The 25,355-nt window shown below is 36.4% G+C and carries 24 protein-coding genes; 12 read left to right on the top strand and 12 right to left on the bottom strand.

Features of this window, described 5'->3' with window-relative positions:
- Positions 1-263: 263 nt before the first annotated feature.
- The 3 genes from H0X48_05310 (at position 264) to H0X48_05320 (ending at position 2,101) form a co-directional block, all read left to right on the top strand.
- Positions 264-884, top strand: coding sequence for a hypothetical protein (locus H0X48_05310; GenBank protein MBA3954707.1), 621 nt, complete (start codon positions 264-266; stop codon positions 882-884).
- Between the two features lie 81 nt (positions 885-965).
- On the top strand, positions 966-1,379 hold the full coding sequence (locus H0X48_05315) for a hypothetical protein (protein MBA3954708.1): 414 nt from the start codon (positions 966-968) through the stop codon (positions 1,377-1,379).
- Positions 1,380-1,546: 167 nt separating this feature from the next.
- Complete coding sequence (locus H0X48_05320; protein MBA3954709.1) at positions 1,547-2,101, top strand: hypothetical protein; 555 nt, start codon at positions 1,547-1,549, stop codon at positions 2,099-2,101.
- A 3-nt stretch (positions 2,102-2,104) separates the two neighbouring features.
- Here the strand turns inward: H0X48_05320 and H0X48_05325 are convergent, their stop codons facing one another.
- Positions 2,105-2,371 carry a DUF1653 domain-containing protein gene (locus H0X48_05325; GenBank protein ID MBA3954710.1) on the bottom strand — a complete coding sequence of 89 codons (267 nt, stop codon included), beginning with the start codon at positions 2,369-2,371 and terminating at the stop codon, positions 2,105-2,107.
- A gap of 108 nt (positions 2,372-2,479) precedes the next feature.
- Between H0X48_05325 and H0X48_05330 the strand changes: the two genes are divergently transcribed.
- The 4 genes from H0X48_05330 (at position 2,480) to H0X48_05345 (ending at position 5,889) form a co-directional block, all read left to right on the top strand.
- Positions 2,480-3,385, top strand: coding sequence for a DMT family transporter (locus H0X48_05330; protein MBA3954711.1), 906 nt, complete (start codon positions 2,480-2,482; stop codon positions 3,383-3,385).
- A 1-nt stretch (position 3,386) separates the two neighbouring features.
- On the top strand, positions 3,387-4,280 hold the full coding sequence (locus H0X48_05335; protein MBA3954712.1) for a DMT family transporter: 894 nt from the start codon (positions 3,387-3,389) through the stop codon (positions 4,278-4,280).
- A gap of 82 nt (positions 4,281-4,362) precedes the next feature.
- A complete protein-coding gene (locus H0X48_05340; GenBank protein ID MBA3954713.1) occupies positions 4,363-4,749 on the top strand; it encodes an iron-sulfur cluster assembly scaffold protein in 387 nt (128 codons plus the stop codon).
- A gap of 6 nt (positions 4,750-4,755) precedes the next feature.
- Positions 4,756-5,889, top strand: coding sequence for a DNA double-strand break repair nuclease NurA (locus H0X48_05345; protein MBA3954714.1), 1,134 nt, complete (start codon positions 4,756-4,758; stop codon positions 5,887-5,889).
- Positions 5,890-5,958: 69 nt separating this feature from the next.
- On the opposite strand, the gene H0X48_05350 is transcribed toward H0X48_05345, so the two are convergent.
- From H0X48_05350 to H0X48_05370, 5 genes are all read right to left on the bottom strand, one after another.
- Entirely contained in the window at positions 5,959-7,092 is a 1,134-nt protein-coding gene (locus tag H0X48_05350; GenBank protein ID MBA3954715.1) for a J domain-containing protein, read from the bottom strand.
- Positions 7,093-7,187: 95 nt separating this feature from the next.
- Positions 7,188-8,567, bottom strand: a complete 1,380-nt coding sequence (locus H0X48_05355) for a hypothetical protein (GenBank protein MBA3954716.1) — start codon at positions 8,565-8,567, stop codon at positions 7,188-7,190.
- Positions 8,568-8,680: 113 nt separating this feature from the next.
- Positions 8,681-10,957, bottom strand: coding sequence for a hypothetical protein (locus tag H0X48_05360; protein ID MBA3954717.1), 2,277 nt, complete (start codon positions 10,955-10,957; stop codon positions 8,681-8,683).
- 125 nt (positions 10,958-11,082) lie between these two features.
- Complete coding sequence (locus H0X48_05365) at positions 11,083-13,356, bottom strand: hypothetical protein (protein MBA3954718.1); 2,274 nt, start codon at positions 13,354-13,356, stop codon at positions 11,083-11,085.
- Positions 13,357-13,448: 92 nt separating this feature from the next.
- Positions 13,449-14,552 carry a hypothetical protein gene (locus H0X48_05370; protein MBA3954719.1) on the bottom strand — a complete coding sequence of 368 codons (1,104 nt, stop codon included), beginning with the start codon at positions 14,550-14,552 and terminating at the stop codon, positions 13,449-13,451.
- A gap of 106 nt (positions 14,553-14,658) precedes the next feature.
- Between H0X48_05370 and H0X48_05375 the strand changes: the two genes are divergently transcribed.
- A complete protein-coding gene (locus tag H0X48_05375) occupies positions 14,659-15,264 on the top strand; it encodes a DNA-3-methyladenine glycosylase (protein ID MBA3954720.1) in 606 nt (201 codons plus the stop codon).
- Between the two features lie 272 nt (positions 15,265-15,536).
- Here H0X48_05375 and tilS read toward each other — a convergent pair whose 3' ends face one another.
- Complete coding sequence (gene tilS / locus H0X48_05380; GenBank protein ID MBA3954721.1) at positions 15,537-16,508, bottom strand: tRNA lysidine(34) synthetase TilS; 972 nt, start codon at positions 16,506-16,508, stop codon at positions 15,537-15,539.
- A complete protein-coding gene (gene gyrB / locus H0X48_05385) occupies positions 16,508-18,937 on the bottom strand; it encodes a DNA topoisomerase (ATP-hydrolyzing) subunit B (protein ID MBA3954722.1) in 2,430 nt (809 codons plus the stop codon). Before gyrB ends, tilS begins: the two co-directional genes overlap by 1 nt.
- Before the next feature lie 256 nt (positions 18,938-19,193).
- Here gyrB and H0X48_05390 point away from each other — a divergent pair, with 256 nt between their 5' ends.
- On the top strand, positions 19,194-19,811 hold the full coding sequence (locus tag H0X48_05390; GenBank protein MBA3954723.1) for an AbrB/MazE/SpoVT family DNA-binding domain-containing protein: 618 nt from the start codon (positions 19,194-19,196) through the stop codon (positions 19,809-19,811).
- An 81-nt stretch (positions 19,812-19,892) separates the two neighbouring features.
- Here the strand turns inward: H0X48_05390 and H0X48_05395 are convergent, their stop codons facing one another.
- A complete protein-coding gene (locus H0X48_05395) occupies positions 19,893-20,282 on the bottom strand; it encodes a hypothetical protein (GenBank protein MBA3954724.1) in 390 nt (129 codons plus the stop codon).
- A 191-nt stretch (positions 20,283-20,473) separates the two neighbouring features.
- Positions 20,474-21,472 (bottom strand): hypothetical protein, encoded by a 999-nt coding sequence (locus H0X48_05400; GenBank protein MBA3954725.1) that lies wholly within the window; start codon positions 21,470-21,472, stop codon positions 20,474-20,476.
- Between the two features lie 474 nt (positions 21,473-21,946).
- Between H0X48_05400 and H0X48_05405 the strand changes: the two genes are divergently transcribed.
- The 3 genes from H0X48_05405 to H0X48_05415 all read left to right on the top strand — a co-directional run bounded on the left by H0X48_05405 (position 21,947) and on the right by H0X48_05415 (position 24,256).
- Positions 21,947-22,417, top strand: coding sequence for a hypothetical protein (locus H0X48_05405; protein ID MBA3954726.1), 471 nt, complete (start codon positions 21,947-21,949; stop codon positions 22,415-22,417).
- Positions 22,359-23,348, top strand: a complete 990-nt coding sequence (locus H0X48_05410) for a beta-propeller fold lactonase family protein (GenBank protein ID MBA3954727.1) — start codon at positions 22,359-22,361, stop codon at positions 23,346-23,348. The genes H0X48_05405 and H0X48_05410 overlap by 59 nt, the downstream gene beginning before the upstream one ends.
- Positions 23,349-23,545: 197 nt before the next feature.
- On the top strand, positions 23,546-24,256 hold the full coding sequence (locus tag H0X48_05415) for an HAD hydrolase-like protein (protein MBA3954728.1): 711 nt from the start codon (positions 23,546-23,548) through the stop codon (positions 24,254-24,256).
- On the opposite strand, the gene H0X48_05420 is transcribed toward H0X48_05415, so the two are convergent.
- Positions 24,243-24,503 carry a hypothetical protein gene (locus tag H0X48_05420; protein ID MBA3954729.1) on the bottom strand — a complete coding sequence of 87 codons (261 nt, stop codon included), beginning with the start codon at positions 24,501-24,503 and terminating at the stop codon, positions 24,243-24,245. The genes H0X48_05415 and H0X48_05420 overlap by 14 nt on opposite strands.
- A gap of 293 nt (positions 24,504-24,796) precedes the next feature.
- Complete coding sequence (locus H0X48_05425; protein MBA3954730.1) at positions 24,797-25,270, bottom strand: hypothetical protein; 474 nt, start codon at positions 25,268-25,270, stop codon at positions 24,797-24,799.
- Positions 25,271-25,355 lie beyond the last annotated feature (85 nt).

A 25,355-nucleotide genomic window follows, 5' to 3' on the forward strand; every position in this document is an offset into this window, starting at 1 on the left:
TAAAACTGAAGAATTGCTTAGTATTATGAAGGGCAATTATGAGCAATGCAAGTATTTGCATGAAGCAGAAGTGAAATCTATTGATTGAGCTGAACATAGAATTGGGATTAGTAATAACGAATTTGTTATTTTAAAAAAGACGCGCGAAAAGTTATATCATGGTTATCAAGCACCCTGGAGTGATCTGACAAGAGATGAGCGAAAAGCACTAAAAAAGGCTGGCCTTGTTAGTAATAAAGGAAAAATCGTGAAAGAACTTAGCCATGAATAATGCAATATTGTTTAAGATTAATGAAGATGCTTTTATTCAAATTTTAATTCCCTATCCTGTTCAAGAGCTTGAGTGTTGTGAAATAGTAACTATAACATTAAATCAAGGTCAACAAAGTTATATAGTTTATCAACACCATTGCATTCAAATAGCTATGGAATATTTAAACTTTTTATTAAACCAAGCGATAAAACAAAAATTGCAAGTTCACCCTTCAATAGTAAAGAATCTAGGCTATTTAGCTAATGAGTACTTTAATGAGAGTCCTAATGAAAAACTAGTTCTTACTGAAAATAATCAAACATGGATAGGAATGAACTATTCACTCTGGAGTCCTCGTGAAGTAGGTACTTGGATATATAATAGAGACGCTGAAATTTTTTTAGAGGTTACTCCTCTTTATAGATGGCATTTTAGTGATCCTGAAGAAGGTGAGAACTTTATTACATATGAAGAGTTCTTAAAAAATTACAAACCATATTTGCTATTTAAGTTAAGCAAAGAAGTTGCTCTTGAATGGCTTAATAAAACTGAAGAGCTGCTTAACATTATGAAGCGGAATTATGAACAATGTAAATATCTTCATGAAGCTGAAGTTAGCTCTATTGATTAATCATAACAAGTCTAGTGTAAAATGATGTTTGCTTGATAAAAATATTAAGAAAACTTGTTGATTCTTACTAGGAAAGTTTAGATGGATATACATATAGAAATTATTAGTCAAAAAATAGTTATTGTTGATGAAATACCTTGTGCTAAGGGTAAAATTACCATAGGTGATTTTGAGAAGAGATTCAACATTGCTCTTGAATATTGGTCTATAGACGATTATAAAAGACAATGGAAAGAAGGACTTGAAAGAATCAAAACCCATGATAAATCATGTCTGGTTTATTACGTCCAAGATCCTAGTAAATTACCTTATATTGGTTGGTGGCGTATGTATAAAATTGATAATAAGGTCTATGTTCGAAATAGTATAATTTTTACGCATCTCTATAAAAACAAAATTGGTGATAAACGATTTACACCAGAGACTTGTTATGATTTTATATCTGATAGAAACCCAAAAGAAAAAGTATCTGAATGGATAGTAGAACTAGATTAAGAAAAAATTGGTACTTCGGCAATAATAGTATAAGGCGTATATTTTGAGTTAGCTGAAAATTTTAAACTGCTCTACCAGTTGCATGCGCAGTAAGCATCGGTATACTAAATTATACCAATCACCTTTGCCAATCAATTGTATTAGTCCGCTCTTAGCCTGGAGGTTATATGACTCAGAGCATTTCGTTAGTAACTATTAATATGATAGTTTCTCTTAGTTTATTTGTTATTTCCGTTGTTACTCCTTTAGTGCATACGTTGATTCTTGCTAAAACGTCACGTGTTTTTTCGGATTTACAAGAGATGGTTCTTAAGTATTCGCTGTTTTTCAATATAGGCTGCAGCTTTTTAGTAGGCTTTGCAGCACATTTTTTATATCCGCTAGAAATGGCTGCCTGTACTGGTTGGTCAGAGTCACCGTTTCAGTATGAGCTTGGTTTTTCTGAGCTTGCTTTAGCAAGTATGGGCTTTTTATGCGCTCTATTTAACTACGAATTTTGGTTAGCAACTATTATAGCTTCATCAATATGGCTTTTGGGCACTGCATCAGTGCAACTTGTGCAACACGGCATAGCTTTTGTACCGTGCTGGAACATAGTTATTGCTGCCTGGCATATAAGCTTGTATAGTATCTTTTATAACGCTACCAATCGTACTCTTAAACAATGGTATCTTGGTGATAAATCGGCATCTGTAGCAACTGAACCAGAAACTTTCAATTAATTTTTAGTCTACTTTGGTAAAACGGGGTACTGTTTGATTGTCTTTTGTTACAGAGCTTAACCATGATCCTAAGTTTCTTACCCAAATAACGTCATTTTCCAGATTTTGATAGATAACACATACTTCATCAGTTGCCTCTTGAAATCCAATAGCAAGTACTCTGTAAAGCACTTGCGGGTTGCGATAATGGTAATAGAGCGCTCCTACTTGCACAAACTCTTGACCGTAGCGCTGTTTTAATTTCAGTGTCTCTGCGTCTAAATGTGCCATGCTCCCCTCCTTTTTTGGTGCTAAATATATCTAATATCTTGTACTGTTATTACTTGCAGCATATACTAAAGAAAAGTGTACCATTTTTAAGTTTTATAGGAACCCTGTATGGTTTTATTATTAGTGCTGATGAACGTTGTCTACGCGCTGCTGTTCCCTATCAGTAAAATTGCGCTTGAGTATACGTCTGCATTATTTTTAACCGGTTTTCGTATGACCTTAGCAGGCCTGCTTGTATTAGGGTACCAGTACTTTTTTAACCGCAAAGCTTTTACTTTTCCTCGTGCTTACTGGTTGCCGCTAGCAGCAGCAGCTTTTACTGAAATCTATTTAACTAATATATTGGATTTTTGGGGCTTTTATTACATGAGCTCCACTAAAAGCTGCTTTTTATATAACTTGTATCCCTTTACAGCTGCTTTTTTAGCCTACTTTTTTTTAAGCGAGCGGTTAACAAAACGTAAATGGTTAGGGCTCTTTATTGGTTTTGCTGGGTCGTTGCCTATGATTTTAACGACTACCGTTGCTACTGAGATGACTCCTGTGTATAAGGGCTTTCCCTTTCTACCTGAACTTGCGGTAATAGCAGGTATTATCACTAACCCCTTAGGGTGGATTATAATAAGAAAAATTATTTGTGAAAATAATTATAATGCTACCATGGCTAATGGTATAAGTATGTTTTTGGGCGGCCTTATGGCGCTTGTTCATTCTTTATGTGTAGAAAGTTGGCATCCTATTCCTGTTGCGAACTATAAAGGTTTTTTTATAAGTTCGTTAAGTTTGATGTTGCTTTCAAACGTTATTGGTAATAGTATCTACGTTAATTTACTTGTTAAATATTCGGTAACTTTTCTTTCGTTTACAGCGTTTAGTGAACCGCTGTTGGTGGCTTTGCTCGATTGGGTATTCTTTGGTCTTAAAGTGCCCTATGCTTTTTATATTTCATTGGTTATAGTGTGCTGTGGTCTCTATGTATTTTATAAAGATGAGTTAAGCAAAAAACGGGGATAAGATGCTCCTAGTATTTCTCATGAACATTCTTGATGCCCTCATGTTTCCCTTTAGCAAGATTGCTCTTAAATACGCTTCACCACTTTTTTTAACCGGCTTTCGTATGGCGCTCGCAGGAATAATGCTGTTAGGTTACCAATACCTATTTAAAAAAGAGCATTTTGTTTTTCCTACAGGGTACTGGAAGCCCTTATTGTTTGCTGCGTTTGTAAATATATATGTTACTAATGTACTGTGTTATTGGGGTGCCCATTATGTTACTCCAACTAAAAGTTGCTTTCTTTATAACTTATATCCTTTTGCAGCAGCTTTTATTGCTTATATGTATCTCAATGAACGCTTAACTCCTTATAAATGGCTTGGACTTTGTATTGGCTTTTTAGGTACGGTGCCTTTGTTGTTTACCAGCGAGTCGGGGGGTGCTATGCATACAGGATGGCATTTTTTTATACCGCTTCCTGAGCTTGCTATTGTAGTAAGTATTATTACTGATCCTTTAGGGTGGATATTTATTCAGAAAGCCATTTTACATAATAAATGTAATGCTCTTATGGCTAATGGTCTTACCATGTTTTTTGGCGGCATTTTTGCTTTATTTCACTCAGCATCAGTTGAAGGGTGGAGTCCGCTTCCTATAGTTAATTATAAAGGGTTTTTATTGAGTGCTTTAGCGCTTATGTTGATTTCTAATATAGTAGGCAGTGTTGTCTATATTAAGCTTTTGCAAAAGTATTCTATAACTTTTTTAGCACTTTCTTCTTTTATTGAGCCACTTTTAGTGGGAATATTTGATTGGTTTTTGTTTAGTTTAACCGTGCCTAAAAGTTTTTATCCTTCTTTTTTAGTTGTCTGCTTGGGTTTATATGTTTTCTATAAAGATGAGCTTGCTGCGTAGACTAATGGTCTAAACAGATTAAAAAGTATATACTATGCAGGTACTAGGCAAATAGTCATAATTTTAATTGTAACGGTGCTTTATGGATCTTTACCAACAAGAGCTTATGGATCATTACCGCTATCCAAGAAATCGGGGCGTATTAGATAATCCAGACATTGCAACAGAAAGTTTTAATCCCTCTTGTGGCGATAAAATCTCTTTTCAACTACTTATCGTTAACGATACAGTAGCTGCTCTCAGATTTGAAGGTAGTGGATGCGTTATTAGCCAGGCTGCTGCGTCTATGCTCAGTGAACTTTGTATAGCCAAAAGTCTCGATGCGCTTCTTGCGTTAACGACAGATACTATGACTAGTCTTGTAGGTATCCCTTTAGGACCAACACGGTTGCGTTGTGCATTGCTCTCTTTGGAAGCTTTGCATAAAGGCATACTTGAGTATCGTGCTCACCCACAAAAAGGCAAGTGAGCGCTTATGCTTGATAGGCACAAAGTATTTAGTGAATTGCAAAAAACAGTTGCTCACGTTTTTTATACCACTCACCATGAGCAAGAGACGATACGAAAACTATGGCAGTGGCTTATAGATACTAGTTCTGTAGCATATACAATACGTGAATCTCAGCCACACCTGTTACCTGAATGGCATGAACCGTTAAGCACCGCGTGCCTTTTGCCAGACCCGTTAAAAGAATATACGGTAGTAAGCGTTGATGGGTCACAAATATATCCCGATAGACATCAAGGTATTGCCTGCTTTTTACTTAACATGGGTATAGTGCATCTAGGCTATACGTGTGATATAAGCACTGTATATTTAGACTCTGCACCATCACTTCATACAGCTGCTCAAAAAATAGATAGTATACTGGAGCACCAAGAGCTTTCAACTGAATATGTTAATTGTCTTCGTGGGCAACGAGAACTAGAAATCGGGCTCAAAGAAAGTCTACGCGTACGTGAAAAAAACTCACAGGCACCAGTGCTTTTTATGTGCGACGGCACATTATTGTTTTGGCATCTGGTTGCTAAAAATGACGACTCTAAACAGAATTTTTTATTACAAGCAACGCAACTACTCGATGATTTTTACCAAACTCGTATACCGCTGGTAGGTTATATTAGTTTACCTAACAGTAAAGAGGTGCTAGCGTTATTACGTGTTGGTACAGCCCAAAAATTATTACCTGTCGAACAAGCTTATTCTTTTGAGTATATAACTGATAAAGATATATTTTCATTTCTTCTAAAGCCATTTACTAGGTCAGCTTTGTTTTCTCATAATTCAAGCTTAGCACAGCACTATTCTGCTCACTCGAGACCGTATTTTATGTATATTAATACAGGAGACGAGATAGCGCGGCTTGAATTTCCTGCTTGGGTTGCGCAAGATGCAGTGTTACTTGAAACTACGCTGGCAATAATTGCTGATCAATGTGCAAAAGGTCGTGGATACCCTGTAGCACTTGCTGAAGCACATGAACAAGCAGTGGTTAAAGGTATAGATCGTGAATACTTTTATCAATTACTGCATACGTTTACTCAAACACATAATCAGTCTTATAAAGTATCTCAGAAAAGTATTAAAAAAAGGCGGGTAGCACTCTAGATTTGCTGAAAAAAAATAGCCCAGTAATAACTTTGTACTACTGGACTATAAAATAGAGTAAACGATCTATTAGCCTAAAAACTTTTTAAAAAAGCTTTTAATACTGCCTTCATGGCCGTCAGTATGAGTGCCAACAAGTTCTGAATACTGTATAAGTGTTTTTTCTGCTTCAGCAGATAACTTTTTAGGTATATCGCATTGCGTTATTACTACTAAATTACCTTGGCCTTTACCGCGTATACGTGCAAAGCCTTTGCCAGGTATTACAATACGTTCACTGACTTTTGTGCCTTTAGATACTTTAATAGTTTCTTTAGTACCATCAATATTTTCCAGCTCTACTTGGCAACCAAGTACTAATTGGGGATAGGTAAGCGTTATCATGCATTCTAAATCGTCTTCTACACGAGTAAACTTCTTGTTTGCTATAACTGATATACGTATGTACAAGTCTCCTGAAGGGCCACCAAATACGCCAGCATCACCTTTACCGCCAATACGCAATTCTGCGCCTTGATAGATACCTTTAGGGATAGTTACATTAAACTTATCGTATTGTTGTACGCGTGATTGACCTTTGCAAGTCGGGCAGGGGTTAGGATTAATATATCCTTCACCATGGCACACGGGGCATGGCTGTGTGTACATAAAGATACCATGACGGTAGCCCACTTGACCATTACCATGGCATTCGGTGCATTCAGTTATAGAAGAAGATGCTGTTGATCCTTTACCATTACAAGTTGTGCAAGGAACGTAGTGGTACAGAGTTATTTCTTTAGTAGCACCTAAATATGATTCTTCTAAGGTAATCTGAAGTTCTTTAGAAAGGTCATGCCCTTTTTTAGGAGTAGGACCAGATCTTTTTTGTTTACGCTGTTTTTGATCTTGACCACCAAAAAAATCTTTAAAGATATGCTCAAAATTTGAATAAATATCATTCATGTCCATGCCATGGTCGCCAAAACCGCCCATTTGAGGTCCTGAGTGACCAAATTGGTCGTATTGCTTGCGCTTTTCAGCAGTCGACAGAACTTCATAGGCTTCAGCTGCTTCTTTAAATTTATCTTCAGCTTCTTTATTGCCTGGATTACGGTCAGGATGGTATTTTAGTGCTTGCTTGCGATAAGCAGCTTTAATCTCTTCAGGAGTTGCTGTTTTAGGCACTCCTAATATTTCATAAAAATCTCTTTTTGTACTCATAAAATTAAGCTCTAAAAAATATAATTATACTGATGTTTTTATTAAGTATACCACAAAACAGAGACTAAGAAAATGTTATACAACTGCTATCAACTTTAGGCTCGTTGGCTACCTGAATGTACAAGAGCGATTTGTGTTGTTTTATAAAAGTAATAGGCGTGATCATAAGCGACATATACAATAGGTCTGTTCCATTGGATGGACCTAAAATGTGCTGTGCTATACATAATGGTTTTAACGTACTCTGGAATTACCCAACTGTCATTACATAAAGCGACAATAGGCGTATTTTTAAAATTATCATCAGGTTGATTGTTGAAAAACAACTCTGAGCAAATATAAGGCACCAATGCTAATTCAGGGTTTATTTTAAAGAGAGCTCGTCTGTTAGCTGATGGGGTAATAGGGGGTCGTTGAGTATAATAACAAGATTGCACAAAATTAAAATTAAGCCAAGAAGCTATGTTTTCAGTGAGCAGCATACTATGCCGTTTTTTAAAAGAATCTTTAATCTGCCCGTTATGTATTAAGTAAGCTGTATTATAAGAATTAGTATGTTGGTAGCTAATGCCTCCTGTAATAATAGTTACTTCTTTGCCTAAATGCTCTTTGTTCCATTGAGTAAGAAGTTTTTCATGTGCTGCTAAATCGCATAAAAAGAGCGCTGACTCAGGCATAAGTACTACGGAAGCTTGAGGGTTAAGAGCTAAAAGTTTTTTAAGTTCTTGTGTTACTTGATCAATAGTTTTTTGGATATTTGTAGGATTATAAAAAGCTTCAGGTAGTACTGCTAGAGTGCTTACCCATGTAGGAGTTTTTTGTATTTGCTTTCTGCAACACAGCTGTAAAACACTCCATCCAAATATACTTAGTACGCTTAAGAATAGTATGGTTCGTGCTAATTTGTGTGTATAAAAATAGCGAGCGATACATGCTTGAAAAAACAGGAGTAAAAAAAGTGTACCAGCTGTACCTATAAGGCTCATGCTTGAAAGTATCCCTGGGCATTTTACTAGCGGCAATAGTGGGTTTAAAATAATTAAGCCTTCAGTAGTGTTAAAAGGCCATAAGCAATAGCGATCTATGTAGATACTATACAACCAGGTAGAGATGAGCCAGGTGCCTAGTATTCCATAGGTGTTTTTTATACGTAAAAACTGGAGTATTACTTGGCTAAAGAAAAACCACAGAGCAGTATGTAAAGCTAAATAAAGTAAAGCTACCCATAGTAGTAAGCCTAAATGCCATGACGGGTTATCAGCAAGATAAAAAATAGAATAGAAAAAGCCGCTTAAGTGTAAGCCTAGAGCTATGATGCCCCACAAGAAGCCTTCTTTAAAAGAAAGGTGTTTTGTAAGTGCTGCGTAAAATAAGGGTATAAAACAGACAAAACTGAGCCACCAAAGATTATCAAGGGCAACAAAAGCGGCTGCATATAACAAAGCTGATAACAAAAGTAGAATCAAGTGTGCCATTGCTGCTCTTATGTATATAGTTTACCTAGCTTACACTTTAAACGTTAGCACAGGTAAGTACAAAAAATAAACAACTAAAAAAAGAGGAGTCGTAGAGCTCCTCTTTTTAAAAATTACTCTGTATAATAAGCTTGTAAAAAGACTTGAATGCAATTCCAACTGCCTACTGTTTTTGCAAGATCAAAGGGTGTTTGATGTTGCCAGTTTTTTATACATGGTTGCGCGCCTAGGGCAAGAAGCTCTTTCACTAACTGAGGGTTATTGTATAAAACAGCTAAATGCAAAGCTGTATTTCCCTGACTATTTTGTAGATTGCCTGAAATCAGTTGAGCAAGTGCTCGTAATTCAATTAAACAATCTTGTTTTTCTTGTTCTGTTTTGACTTGAGAATGGCTCTGGATAACGGCTTGTAAACGTCTATGGTTAGGTGAATCAAATGATTGAAGTAGTTTAACGATAGCTGGACTGGTTTCTCGAGTAACAGCAGAAAGAGTTTGTACGCAATCTTGTTGAGAGGTTAATAATTTTCTAATGATAGTTAAACGGTTATATTTTATTGCGCCCATAAGTGCAGGTAGATTAGGTAAACAAGCGCCACGTTGTAAAAGTAGTTCTACTACAGGAAGATGTCCCTGAGTTGCACTATTTCTTAAACAGACATTAAGAGTTTCGGTATTGGGTTCCATTTTGTTTAGCAGATACTCTACTAATTGTCTTCCACCAGAGGTAGCTGCTCCCTTTAGTGGAGCCTCTGTGGTGCCAAGTGAATCAGCACAATGAATGTCAGCACCAAGCTCTAACAAGCAATCTACTGCTTGTGTTAGTCCTCGCAGCGTTGCTCTACGTAATGCTCGATTTATAAAATCTACTTCTTGTTTTTGATTAAACTTACAGTAGTGCAAAGGGAGCTTAACCGTTTCTAATACTGTATTAAATGCGTCTATTTTTGTAATATCTCTTGTAAAGGTTTCTAAATGTTGCTGTATGAGATGTATATCTGCCCCATAAGCTAATGCTGGATCAATTAATAACTGATTTTGCTTTTCTAAACTATAAGCTAGTAACATATTTTTAAGATTTTGAGACAAACAAGCCATATGGGCTCTAGAGGTAACAAGAATTTCTATAAGAGCTCGCCTATTAAGCTGCAAGTTTACGTCTAAGGCTTGAGAAAAAGCCTCTTGAGACAATTGGGTTATCTGAGCACCAAAGCTGAGGAGTTCGTGTGCACTTTTATAACTACCTTGTATTAAAGCATTACTTAAAGCTTCGGTGAGTACTTCTTTACTAATACCAAATTCTAACAATATAAGTGGTAGTGAGCGTGTGCCAGCCATTGTGTATGTGCTTGGGCCCTTGATTGGAGTATAATAGTCAAGAAATACTTTTTCTGCTAGAGCGCTTGAATGCGTTGTGCTGAGCGTATAAGATAAGCATTTTATACTTCCATTCTCGCATGCATAGCTTACTATTTTCTCAAGTACTGTTGGACTGAGTGCTCTTATTGAGAATATACATGCTAGTAATTGAGTATCATCAAGTTTTATAACATAGTGTAGTATGTTTATGAGATTTAATTCATCTAAAGCAGGTAATGTAGCTAATTTTTGTAGGGCTTTAACACTAGTCTCTTTAGGAATACTTGTTTTTACAAAATAAGATATTAATAATGGTATGCTTGCATCATCTTCGGCTGTTAAAGATATAAGAGAATCGAGAAAGAGATCATTTGATAGACTAGTACTCATGCATGGTTGATCTAATAAATACCCTAAAGTGGCATTGAGTTTAGGTGAATTTTGCAGTAAAAAAAAGAAAAAATCGAGCTTCTTGTTTTCTAGGGCAATTTTACATCCCTGGTCAAAGACAAAACTATTTACCCGCCTCATGCAGTTTAAAGTCTGTTGTTTGTTTTCAGCATATATAGCGTTAAAAAAATCTGATTTAGGACTTGATATATTAGTGTTACTGTTTTTTAACAAATGGTCTGGCTTATGATTAGCATTTTTTACCTTTTCAGCAATGGTGCTTAAAATAGTGTAATCCAAAGCTGAATTGTTATAAACCAGTATCTGTAAAGAAGTAACATAGAGAGCATTTTCTATATGTAGTGATGCTCCATGTTTAATAAGCAATGCTATCAAAGGATTATTCTTACAAGTAGCAGCATAATGAAGAACAGTATTGCCTTCTGAGTCTTGTGCATTAATATCACCAAATGTCTTAAGTAAGGAGCCAATCTTTGCTAGATTTTTGCTACTCTCTGATGTGCTTAGGTTCCTGATTGTTTTAAATAGTTCTTCTTTAGTTTGTGTTGTATCATAAGAGCAATAAGTACTACTAAACAATACTGCTACACCAAAAACTAGTTTTTTAAAAAAAGATGACATAAAAAATCCGATAATTTAAATATTTTATTTTTATATTACTATGGTTATATAAATTCACTTTGGGCTGCTTGGTGGTTAGTGTGACTGATTAAATGAACGCGATAGTAAGATCTTGTCTAAAAAAGTTACTCTGTATAATAAGCTTGTAAAAAAACTTGAATACAATCCCATCTTCCTAATGTTTTTGCAAGATCAAAGGGTGTTTGATGCTGCCAGTTTTTTATACATGGTTGCGCGCCTAGGGCAAGAAGCTCTTTTAGCAACTGAGGGTTGTTATATAAAACAGCTATATGTAAAGCAGTATTACCTTGACTATTTTGTAGATTGCCTGAAACCAGTTGAGCAAGTGCTCGTAATTCAATTAAACAATCTTGTTTTTCTTGTTCTGTTTGTGATTGAGAATGATTTTGGATAACGGCTTGTAAGCGTCTATGATTAGCTGAATCAAAGGATTGCAGTAGTTTAATGATAGGTGGGTGCGTCTCTTGAGCAACAGCAGCCTGAGCTTGTGCGCAATCTTGTTGACAAGTTAATAATCTTCTAACAACAGACAAACGATTATGCCTAACTGCACTCATAAGTGCAGGTATATTAGGCAAACAAACGCCACGTTGTAAAAGTAGTTCTATTACAGGAAGATGCCCTTGAGTTGCACCATTTTTTAAACAGACATTAAGAGTTTCAGCGCTGGGTTCCATTCTGCTAAATAGATATTCTATTACTTGTCTTTTGCCATAGGTAGAAGCTACTTTTAATGGAGCATCTGTGCTGCCGTTTAAATCAGCACAATGAATATCAGCACCAAGTGTTAGCAAACAAGCTACTGCTTGCGTTAATCCGTGCATTGCAGCTCTTCGCAATGCTTGATTTATAAAACTTATTTCTTGTTCTTGATTAAAATTACAGTACTCCAATGGAAGCTTAACTCTTTCTAATACGGTGTTAAATATATCCCATTGTTTACCTCTTATAAACGTTTCTAAATGTTGCTGTATAAGCCGTGTATCGGCACCACAAGTTAATGCCTGATCAAGTAATAACTGATTTTGCTTTTCTAAACTATAAGCTAGTAACATATTTTTAAGATTTTGAGACAAACAAGTCATATGGGCTGTAGAGGCAACAAGAATTTCTATAAGAACTAGCTTATTACGTTTCAAATTTATTTCTAAGGCTTGAGAAAAGGCCTCTTGAGGCAACTCTGTTATCTGAGCACCAAAACCAAGGAGCTCGTGTACACTTTGGTAGTTACCTCTAGTTAAAGCTGTATATAAAGCTTCAGTAAGTACTTCTTTTCTGATGCAAAATTGTGAGAGCATAAGAGGCAGCGGGTGGGTCATGCTCGTTGCGCATGTGCTGGTACTCTTGGTTGTAGTATAATACTCAAGAAATGCTTTTTCTATAAGGGTGCTTGACTGACTTAAACTAAGAGTATGCTGTAAGCATTTTGTGCTTTCATAACTACATGAGTAGGTTATTATGTGTTTAAGTTGTGTTGGGGTTAACTGTCTTATGGAGAGCAACCATGCTAGTAATTTAACATCATCTTGGCTTATAAGATAGCTTAGTATGCTTGTTAATTGTAATTCACTTAAAGCGGGTAATAGTGCGAGCTTTTTTAGGCCTTTAGCATTCCTTTCTATTGGAGTATTTACTTTTGTAAAATAAGATACTAATAGTGAGATCTTCGTAGTATCCAAGGCTGCTGAAAATATAAAAAAATCAAGAAAAAAATCATTCGATAGGATAGCACTTATGCATGATTGATTGAGTATATAATCTAAAGTAGTATTGAGATTAGGTGAGTTTTGAAGTAAAAAAAAGAAAAAATCTATTTTTTTATGCTCTAAAGCTACTTTGCATCCTTGGTTAAAAGCAAAAATACTTATCAGGCTCATCACTTTTAAGACTTGTTCTTTGTTTTCAGTTAATACAGCGTTAAAAAAGTCTGTCCTCATAGTTGATGCAACAGTTTTGCTTTTTTTTAATGGGTGGCTTGATGTCTGATCAGTGCTGTTTGTATTTCCAGAATTAGTGTCTGAGAGATTGTAATGTGTAGTCAAATCAGTACAAGGCCATAACTGATAAGCAATAACACCTGAATTGTTTTCTCTATCGAGTGATGCTCCATGCTCAAGAAGAAGTGCTATCAAGTTAGTATTGTTACATTTAATAGCATACTGAAGAACAGTATTGCCTTCTGCGTCTTGCGCATTAATATCACCAAATGTCTTAAGTAAAGTACCAATCCTTGCTAGATCTTGATTAGCCGTTGATGCACTGAGCTGTTTTATTATTTTAAATAGTTCTTCCTTCGTTTCTGCTGTATCATAAGAGCAGTAAGTGCTGCTAAGCACTAGTAAAGAACAAACAACTAATCTTTTAAAAAAAGATGACATAGAAACTCCGATAACTCAAATAATTTTATATTTTTATTACTACTGATATTATTATTATATAATTATGAAGTTGTGTCAAATTTATTATTTTTCTAAGAGCAAATAATTCGACACATGCCTTTGTGTAAATTAACAGTAACATGTTCACTAAAGGTATGGCGCGTAGTATTGAAATTTTTAGGTAAAGGAGCAAAGTGAGCTTTACGTATTGTTTCAATAATAGAGGCCTCTACCTCTGGCATGTTAAGTGAGGGTATAATACTAGACTCTAGAACTTTACCTTCGCTGTCTATGGTAACAGTAATATCCACTGCTGTTGAAATATCATACGGTACTTCTACTTCAGTTCTATAAATGTTAAAGGTAGTACGTAATGTTTTGTGTGCATTAGAGTTATAAGACAAGTATCTAAATTGGGCTGTCTGTTTTTCTACTTGTGCAATTTGAGCAGCAGACACGTTTGTACCCCGCGCTTGACTATACCTACCTTCATACGCTGTTTGTGCCTCTTGGTAGTGAGCTTGCTTTGCTGAATGAACTGCGCTAGCAAAATCTTGAAAGATACTGCCATTTGTAGAAGATCTAGTTCTTGCTGAATTTCTAGTACGGCGCCTTCTAGGTCTTTCGGTAGTTTGTTGACCAGATTGTTCTTGTGCGTAGTGTGTACCTCTACCAGATGTGCTTACGGGTAATGGTCTATTAGACTCGTAAGAGCCTTCTGAGTTTTCGTCTGAGCCTCTAACTACAGAATCTCTAGTGGAACTTTCTACTGGAACGGCTACTTTATTTATAGTATTTTCTGGTATTAGTAGTGTTTTTTGAAAATCTACGGCCATAGGAGTAGTAGTCGGTAGAGTTGCTAGAGGTAGTTGTTGCTCCGGCACGTTTAAAGAATGGTCAACCTGACTAGAGTCTATGCTTTGAGATTCAAATGATTCAGGTTTTTTCATTTCAGGGGCTTTAATAGGCGCTGCAAGCTGAGCCAAGCTGGTTTTAGAAGAAATCGATTGAGTGGTTTTAGGTATATCGCCAAATGATACGGGTGCAGGGACTGATGTAGTGTTCTCTTGTCCAAATTGATAGCTTGGTAAAGAGGGTATAGTCTGATAAAAGAGCAGAGCAAGTAACACCACATGCACAACTAATGCTAGTAGAACGGCAAGATGCTTGGTATGATTGGTATATAACTTATGCATAAATTCTCTTTCTTTTCTTGTAGTATAAAGAGAGCTGCTACAAAATACCACCTTTAGACACAAATAATTTAAAACTATCCAGATACTACGTAAAGTATACACCACTATGAAGAGAAATTTTACCGTTCTTTCACCCGAATTTTATGACCGTGATACACTTATAGTTGCTCGAGAGCTTTTAGGCAAGCTCTTGGTCCGTGTTATAGATGGCACGTATCTAGTAGGTATTATTACTGAAACCGAAGCTTATACAGACGATGCTGCCAGTCATGCCCATACAGGTCAAACAGACCGTAATAGCCCTATGTTTGGGCCTGTAGGTAGATCGTATGTCTATTTTACCTATGGTATACACTACTGCCTTAATGTTGTAGCACGTGAGACTGCTACCTGTGTAGCTGGAGCAGTACTTATACGGGCTCTTATGCCTGTTGAAGGCCAAGAGACTATGCTTTCTAATCGCAAAGGCAAATCTCCTTTAAAGCTTGATGGCCCTGGTAGGCTTACCAAAGCATATGCGGTAACTAATAAGTCCAATAATCTAGACTTAACTCAAGATACAGGGGAGCTTTTTATTGCTGATGGGTATCATATACAAGATATAAACGTCTCTTTGTCGCCTCGCATTGGCATCTCCCAGGCAAAAGATAATTTATGGCGTTTCGCCATTACTCAAGAGGGCCAAAAACTTCTCTCTAGTCAGATTATATAAATTAAAAAGTCTTGATTTTAAGGGGCTTTTTCTTATAAGATTACAATTAGTAGTGCAAGTATTAGTGGCGCAGAGAAGGGCAAAAATTAAGAACTTCTACTAGGTTGCATCTGAGTGCTTGTAACTAGAGAGCCTATTACTTTTCTAATCACTTATAATACCTAACAAAAGTCTAAAAAACTTAACTATGAAGCTTAAGTAGTTAAAAATATAAAAAGTTAAGAGCACTTCATTACACAAGTAGTAAAGGCTAGAGATACACTCTCTAGCCTTTATTTTTTATCTTGGATATATGCTTGATTGCTTTTTTTTATAACAGACCACTTGCCATAAAAAGTGTGACTTCCAGGTCCTGGTTGTTTTAAAAACTGCGTAAGCTCTTTAAAGAAGCCAGTGCTTGGTCTAAAGGGTACTCCCATGGAACAAAGCCAGGAGAGTAAAAGACGAGGCTGTAAAAACTCATCACATGCTAAAAACAGGTTAATGGAAAGTATAACTGTATTGTTTTCTTTTTTTGTTATAGTCAAAAAAGCAGTAGTGGTTAAGCGTTCTAAAAAGTTTTCAGTGTCTTGAATATGCTGGAGTGTTTTAGTAAAATTTGTGTCAAATCTATTGTCAGCTAATTTAAGCGTTGGTAGCACCTGACTACGGAGTCTGTTACGCAAATAGGTAGTATGATCATTTGTTGGATCAATTGTATAAGTAATTGAGTGCTCATGCAGATACGCGAGTATTTCTGATTTTGTAACAGACAGTAAGGGCCTTATATACATGCCATGAAGTGCACGTATACTTGCCAGACCACTCAGAGTTGCACCACGCAACAGCCTAATAAAAAAAGTTTCTTGTTGATCATCTGCATGATGAGCAAGTGCTACAGTATGAGCATTATATTCATGAGCAAGGTGCTCAAAAAAAGAGCGTCGTAGATTGCGTCCTAATTCTTCTTGGGAGCCATTATATTTTTTATCGAGTGATATTTGGCACGCAGTACGTACTATACAAGGTATATTTAAGCGTTGAGCTATCTGTTGGCAAAACAAAGCATCTTTAGATGAATTTGCACGCCATTGATGGTCAAGATGAGCAGCAATGAGCGTAAGATTAAGTTCTTGCTCAAGTGCTTTAAGAGCATACAATAAAAATACAGAATCTGGACCACCAGAAAGCCCCACAATAACCGTACTGTGGGGCTGTAATAATTTTTTAGTTTGGATATATAACTTAACGCGATCAAGAAGCATTACACATCAAGATTTTTTACAAAATGACCATTCTGTTCTATAAATTCGCGGCGGCCACTTACATCGTCACCCATGAGGGTACCAAACCATTCATCTGCTTCTAATGCATCACCTATAGTTACTTGTAAAAGCGATCTTGTTTGTTCGTCCATAGCAGTTTCCCATAACTGGTCAGGGTTCATTTCACCAAGACCTTTGTACCGTTGTACACTTATATACGGTTTACTGATTTTGGTTAAAGCACTAATAAACGACAAAATACCTTCACCAGAAATAGCACGTTCCCTGTCAACAACGCGTAATGTCCACGCATGTTGTAAAGAGCTCAACGGTTGCATAAGTGCCACAAGTTGTTGAACTTCAGGTGCAGTAAAGAGTTCTGTATTTACTGTCCACGTGTTATTAAGATGCTTAAAAGTAATATAGGGTTTACGAGTAGCCAGCTCAGCTGTCATATCATCAAGAAGTTCTATACTATAATCCGTAAAACGTTCGCGTAGTTGCTTTAAAAGCAATTCTATACCAGATTCTTCTTGCCATTTTTGCCAGACATGAGCCGCTGTAAACTGTATAAACATATGACATTGTTCAAACGTTAATCTAAATTTATGCGTTGTAGCTTCAAGTAATGCTTGGTATTTTTTTACAGCGTCAAGTAACACATTAAAGTTTGGACGATCAAGCTCTACACCATCGACAAGTAATAATGCTTGTTCACGAACCCAGTCAAGTAAAAAGCTCTTAAACGCAGTTTCGTCTTTTAAGTACTGTTCTTTTTTGCCAAGTTTAGCTTTATACAGTGGTGGTTGCGCAATATACAAGTACCCTTTATCAATAAGAGGCTTCATGTATCTAAAGAAGAAGGTAAGCAACAAAGTTCTAATATGAGCACCATCAACGTCCGCATCGGTCATAAGAATAATCTTATGGTAACGTGCTTTCTCGACGTTAAAATCGTTTTCGCCAATACCGCAACCAATAGCTGCAATAAGCGACTTAATTTCTTCGTTTGACAATAGTTTGTCAAATCGTGCCTTTTCGACGTTTAAGATTTTACCCTTAAGCGGCAATATTGCTTGACTATGTCTATCGCGTCCTTGCTTTGCTGAGCCACCTGCAGAGTCACCCTCTACAATAAATAATTCAGAGTCAGCAGGACTTTCGTTTGAGCAATCGGCAAGTTTACCTGGTAGTACCACCGATTCAAGCACTGTTTTACGACGAGTTAACTCACGAGCTTTACGTGCAGCTTCACGTGCTTGACGAGCAAGTTCAGCTTTTTGTAATATTTTTTTAGCTAAAGCAGGATTTTCTTCAAAGTAAGTATCCAAGAAAGCAAAGGTCCACGAGTCAACTAATCCTTTAACTTCACCGTTACCCAGCTTGTTTTTAGTTTGACCTTCAAATTGTGGTTCAGCAATCTTAAGATTAATAACGCATACTAAACCTTCGCGTACGTCTTCACTTGCAAATGATTCATCATTTTTAAGGGCACCAAACTCTTGGCCACGTCTATTACATGCTTTTGTAAGTGCTCCCTTAAAGCCGGCCACATGGGTACCGCCTTCTATGGTATTAATATTATTTACAAAAGAAAAAAGCTGCTCTCCATAACCTTCGTTATATTGCATAGCAATTTCAAGAACGTGATTTTGATCTTCGCGATACATATAAATAACGTTAGGAAAAATAGCGCTCTTTTTGCTATTAATATGCTCAACAAATGATACGATACCACCTTCAAAAAAGAAATCGTGTACTTTGCCTGTACGTTCATCTTCTATGGTTATACGTAAGCCTTTGTTTAAGAAAGCTAATTCACGAAAACGTGCTGACAGTGTTTCAAAATTAAGTACTACCGTTTCTTGAAATATCTCTTCATCAGGAAAAAAGCGTACAATAGTACCATGTTTGGTTGATTTTCCCGTAACATGTAACGTATTAAGCGGTTTGCCGCGCTCGTAGGCTTGAGCAAATGTTTGACCCTGGCGAAATATTTCTATATCAAGGCGTTTAGATAATGCGTTAACTACCGAAAGACCTACACCATGCAGACCACCTGAGTATTTATAAGAATCTTTATCAAATTTACCACCAGCATGCAGTTTAGTAAGTACTACTTCAGCAGCAGAAATACCTTCAGTAGGGTGGATATCAGTTGGAATACCGCGGCCATTATCTTCTACAGAACATGAGCCATCGGTATGTAACTTAACATAGATAGTATCACAGTGACCAGCTAAAGCTTCATCAACTGAGTTATCAACAATTTCATACACAAGATGATGTAACCCTTGAGGCCCTGTTGACCCAATGTACATCCCGGGACGTTTTCTTACAGCTTCTAAACCCTCAATAACGCGAATAGACTGAGCGCCATAATCTTGAGCTTGGCCGCTGTTTTTTTTAGTATTTTCACTATCTGACATATTTTCTCCTGGGTCTTAAAAGATAGCCACAGATGAGCTTGATTGACAAAATTTTCTGTTGTATTTTATTTATAATTGTACAACAAAATAAGATTTTTGGCAAATCAACAAACGTAATAGAAAAATACTAAAAATGCTTTTTTTACGCCATTTTTAGCAACTAAAGTGTAATTAGAGTTTGTAAATTATTACTAGAGCACTATACTTAACTACCGTTAACTAACTGTCTTTCTAACACTACTCAAGGGTATATAGTATGTTAAATCAACGTTATTTGTTTGTATCAAAGTCTCTCATGCTCGTTATTTGTTTAGCATTACAAAGCACTGTAGCGTCGATGAATAATGTTGAAAGTGTGCTAACCGATCAAGATGTTAAAGATCCTCAAGTAAAATATAACTTACCTATCAATTGTCTTCTACCAGAAAGAGATCGTTGTAATCTTACAGTTACTATTCCTAAAGAGTTTCGTCTTTTACAAGAAGGGGCACTAATTGAATTTATTCCTAAAGATGATAAAAATGAAGATGATTGGTCAAGAATTATAACGCTACAACCTCTTAGAGGTAAAAAAGCATCAGCTTATATTATTACTTCTGATCTTAAAAATTTAGTATCAAAAATAGCTAAAGAGGTTATGGTTTTAGAGCATACTAATCAAGATCTTAAAGCCTATAAAAAAAGCACTTTACTTATAAGTTATACTCTAAATAATAAAAGAGAAATTTTATTTGCGCAGTACTTTTCAGGACCTTCAGACTGTGCTGGCTGTCAGTATACAGTAAGGTTAGATAATTCATTAAATAATCTTCTGCAGTTAGCCGGATGTATACAAGAATTTATAACTACCAATATACGTATTACCAAATTTTAATAGGATTCAATTTTTAGTGTAAGTTAAAAGGCCCTAAGTTACTAGGGCCTTTAAGTATAGTTTTAGCTTGTCTTTGCTATATTATGGTATTGGTACAAAGAACAGTTGACCTGTCGTTGTATCTACAGTTACAAACCTTCTAGTATTGTTAGCAGCAGGTGCCACTCCAGTTTGTATTCCTGCTACAAACGCTGCTGTATGTGCTGGTAGATTACCACCATTTGTGGGATCAGCTTGAATAGCCTGTCTTCCTAAACGTATAGTATTGCTTTCTCCTACAACACCAATGTTAGCTATAGCGATATTATTATTTTCAGTAGTATAGCGAGAACCAGATGCTACACCTAATGCAATATGATTGTCACCAGTGGTTAATCTAGAAAGAGCATTTTCGCCTAAAGCCGTGTTGTTGTTACCAGAAGTATTTGTGCCTAGAGCTTGGTCACCTATAGCTGTATTTTGATTACCCACAGTATTTACTGTTAAAGCTGCGCTGCCTACAGCAGTATTTTCACCTCCAGTTGTATTACGAGCAAGTGCTCTTTGTCCTACAGCAGTATTATTAAATCCGGTATTTGTTGCAGTTGGATTCAGTGCTTCTATGCCTACACCTATATTGGTAGTAGATCCAAAATTATGTATAAATACAGCGCCATTTTTGGTTATATTACCATCTGTTGCTGTTGAAGGATTTGTTCTAAGGTTAAGATTCCATCAACTAGAACATCACCATTAACTGTAGAATTACCATTAACTGTAGCATCACCGCATACTACAGAGTTTCCAAGAAGGGTGAAATTTTGAGCGCCGCCAATGTTACCCACTACGCTTAAGTTGCCTTGGTCTGAAATTCCTGCAGCTGATACACTAAGTGCGCCTTCAACACCTACGTTTTGAGCATTAAAGCTTCCTGTGTCGTCACGTCGAACAAGAGTATCAGGTATATTTAATGGGGTACCCGTGTTAATTGCATTAACTATATCGCATGCAGGTACACCGCACACAAAAGATACCACTGTATTTTTTTGTGTACCAGTTACATCACCTTCTAAGGTGCCGCTAAAGTCTGTAGGAGTTGGTATAGCTGGCAGTGGTCCAGCAGATAAAATGCCATTATGAGCTTGTACAAAACCATTAAGATTATTAACTCTTAATGCTCCTCTAACATTTAAATTTTGTCTTACCAATAAATTACAAAATATGCCTGTGTGAGCACAAATAGCCTTACAGCGTTTTTGGCCAGGTCTTCTGGTTTGTTCAGTTGAAACTAACGCTTCACCTGATTGAATTTCTTGAGCATATTCTTCTAAGCATGGTTTAATACTATTTTGTTCATCTAATGGCATAGAACGATGGCTTGCAATAGCAAGAGCATCTTCTAAAGCAGGTTGAGCTATCTCAAGAGCTATAAAGTCTTTTTGTGCATCGAGAGCTTCTGCCATTTGTGTTAATGCAGCTGAGCAACTACCGGGTTTTACTAGTGCTATAAGCCTTTTAATGCTCTCGGCAACTTGAGGTGTTACGTATACATAACTGCTGTCAGTAGTGGCTAGACCATCAAGCTCAAGAGTACTTAGTGCTAAAGCAGCTGCTTTTAATGGTGAGCATGAAAGTAAAAGCGTTAAGCTAAGAGCTTTTGAAAGAAAAATAGAACGTTTCATCTGAATCCTTTTTTAAATGACTTCATTGACCATGAATAGCAATACATTCGAGTATATTGTTCTCTCCTTTGTAGAAACTAACTTTACCGTTTAGAGATTATTAAATTCTATAACACAATGGTTAACCTTTAGCAACATGCTGCTTTCTTTTTTACGCTTCAAATCTATGCTTGTTTTGACATAGGTTATTAGCTTATTGCCCTATAATAGTGCGCTAGAGTAATCTGCGCTATAAAAAGCAGTGATATCTTTGCTACCTAAAGGAAGGTATTTTGATAAGCAGTTTAGGATAAGTAGTGGTGCATAGATTTATAGAAGAATATTGTGTTTATAAAAGCGATGTTATAGAGTCATTTTTATAAGTCCAACAATAGTTTAGGAAAGGGCATGTATAAAGAAAATAATATAGTTGTGCCTCGTATACGCTTATCTTTCTAAATTCATATAAAAGGAGCATTGAATGCAAGTAAAAAAATGGCAGCACGTTTATATGTACTGTTACTAGCACTAATAACAACGTTATCATTACAACCGTGTTGTTTTTTACCTTCTAATCCAGCCAATGCTAATTCAGGCCCTAGACCTGCGGGGCTAGCTATTTCTGGCAATTGTTTGGTTGCTGTTAATACTACGCCTTTTGCTGACCCAAATACTAGTACTCTTTCTGTGTATACTATAGCTCAAGATTCAATAACAGGTAATTGTAGTTTGAATTTAACTCAAACAATTAGTGGTAATGGTCTTGATAATAGAGGAAGTGGTGATCGACGTGACTTAGGTATTGCTTTTTCTCCTGACGGTTCATGCCTAGCAGTGGTAAGCCAAGCAGGTCAAGCAATATCGATATTTAATGTTACTCCAAATCCTGCTGCAGGAGGGTGTACCCTTGATCCTAATGGTTTTATACCATTACCAGCAGTATACAGGTTTAGCTTTTTCACCTGACGGTAATTGTGTTGTTGTTGCTAATTTTTTTAGTAACACTCTTACAGTATTAACTCGCGCTCCTAACACCTGTAATTTTGCTATTACTGCTACTGTAGTTGGCAGTGTTGCTAATGGGCTTAGTAACCCAAGTAGTGTAGCTATATCACAAAATGGATGTGTTATTGTTACTAATTCTGGCTCTAATACTGTCTCAGTATTTACTTTAATAGGAGTTAATGATATCTGTACGCTTGCATTTGTTGGAGTAGTGCCTACAGGTGGAACTGGTCCTACTGCGTCCCAGTTTACTTCTGATGGTAATTGTCTTATTGTTGCTAATTTTAATAGTAATAATTTATCAGTGTTTCAAGTTGATCCTAACTGTGTATTACAAACTCCTGCTACACTAGTAGGTACTGGTGGTCTTGTAAATCCAAATAGTATAGCTCTTTCACCTGACAATAGATGTATAGCTGTTGGTAACTCCGGTGCTAATACTATTGCACAATACTCTATTACAGAGGCTAATAATGTCTGTACGGTTACTGCTTTACCTACATCGCCGCTTCAAGGTGCTAATTTAGCTATACCAAGATCAGTGATATATTCAACTGATGGTGGTTGCTTGTTTGCAGCCAATCAAGGAAGTGTTACAGGAGTTAATGGTTTGTCGATATTTAGATCTCTCAATTCCCTTATAGTTACCGTTACGCCGTCTAGTGAGCAAACCCGCTTTTATACAATAAAAGTAAATGGGGCAGTGCCTGGTAATACAGTGATTGTATATGATAATGGTAACATCATTGGTATTGGTATAGCAGAAAATGATGGGAGCTTTACTTTAACGCTTCAATTATCTGTTGGTAATCATAACATTACTGCTGCTCAAAAAAGCACTACTTGTTGCACAGGTGATCAAAGTGCTGCTGTAGCTCTGGTAGTTAGTTAATAAAATTATGCTATTCTCAGGTATTATTAAAAAGGGCCCAAGAAATTGGGTCCTTTTTTTTATAGCTACTAAAAATTTTCAGGGATCGTAAGGGGCGGTGCCCCTTGCACATTTTTTTACTCTTTTGCCTAAACACTGTAAATGTGTAGGCTAAGATCAAGATAGATAGTGTATAGTGTCGAGTGTAGGGGTGACTAATGATCAAAACTTTTTATATATTGTTATTATCGAGTATCTTATTTGTGGCTCGGGCACAAGAGAGTGAACAGTTAGATTGCGCAAGTACGGTTATTGCTTTTGATTTGCATGGCGTTGTATTTAAAACGTCACCAAGTAAAGTTTCTGTTTGTTTGCGTAACTTTCCAAATAAATGGCTTATGGCAAAGCTGCTTTTAAATCCGCGTTTTTGGTATAACGTAGTTGCTTTAAGAAAGCAGACTGAAGTTGCTGAAGATATTTATGGCCGTTTGAGTGTATTGTATCCTGAGCTTGCTCACTATGAAAAAGAATTTATAGAAATAGCTAATGCTCAAGAGGTTCAACAAGAAGTAGTAGGGCTTATTAAAGAGCTAAAGAAAAAACAGTTTAAAGTCTATATTTGTTCAAACATAGGTAGTAAAACTTTTGTTGAGCTTGAAAAACAATTTCCTGAAGTTATAGGATTATTTGATGGTGTTTATACTACGAGTCAAGCACATAATTATATTCAAAAACCGCAACCGCAATTTTTTAATGATTTTAAGCAGTTTGTAGTTGCTCATGAAAAAGGTTTGAGTATAGCTGACATTTTGCTTATAGATGACAAAGAGTATAACACTAAAAGTGCACAAGAGTGTGGCTTTAAAACACTCTTGTTTACAACAAAAAAGCAGTTTGTAAGCGCCATGAGTAAACTTATGGTTGGGTAGATCCGTTACTGTTACTGTTGCCTGTAAAAGCTTGAGTAGTTGTGGAGTTCTTTTTTGCCTGTGGTAACTTAGGAAAATGTATATCTAATTTTGCTTGTTCAAGCTTCGTTGCTAAAAATTCACTTTTAGACTTAATTTCAATGCAACGATGGTTGCAATGCCAGTAGCCGTCGGCACTTGGATAAATGTTATAAGTAAAGTAAACGTATTTTACTTCGTGGTTTTGTGTTTGAAGTTCACCTAACATACGTATGTTTTTATGTGTTGCTTTGCCATTAGGTGCCTCAGTTTCGTATCCTAAAGCAAACAGATAGTCATCGATAAGTGGTGCAAAAGCATGAAGCAGTGTTTGCCATTTATAGCGCGAAGGTTGAGTAAAATAAGGGTGTCCTTGGGTGGTATAGCCATCGTCTTCAAGTCTTTTTTGGGGGTTAGTAAACCATTCAGCTACCCGTTTGTCGTAACTAAACTGTGTGTAGGGTTTGCTTTCTAGCGATACTTGGTTGTCTCTTAAACAATAGAGTCTATAGCGACAATCGTCTAAGTGCTCAGAGGTATGGTCTTATTAATAAAAAGCTGTTGATGCCGTAAGTAAAGAATATTTGCTTCTGTAGACTCTGATAAAAAAAGTATCCCCTGTTCTAGAGGAGCCCTGTTTTGTGTGGGTTCAAGATATTCAAGTGTAGTGTTGTCAAAGCAAATACCCGCTTCAGGTTTAAATGAGAAAGCAGCCTTTTCGCTTTCTAGGCATTTATTTTGTAGTTCGGTTTGTTTTGCAAATGACTCTAAAAGATAAGCTTGCAAAACAAGTAATGTAGCTTCTTGTTGTAAGCTTGCTAAATACTGCTTTATTTGAGGAGTTAGTTTAGTAGCTGTACGTAAATCTGCAGGTTCAGGAAATAATTGAGTTATTTTTATTTGGGCTTGATCGGCTATAGTTGTGTCCATGCTATAACTGCTAGAAAGAGATAGCAGAAAAGGTAAAGAGCTAAAAAAATAATATACGTATTTCATGTGAGAACCCTTTAATTTTATTATAATTGTACTAATTATACTACTATAATATTTTCAAAGAGTCAATTTTGGTTAGAGGGCATGC

The organism is Candidatus Dependentiae bacterium, assembly GCA_013821315.1.
Classification (GTDB): domain Bacteria; phylum Babelota; class Babeliae; order Babelales; family Babelaceae; genus JACDHA01.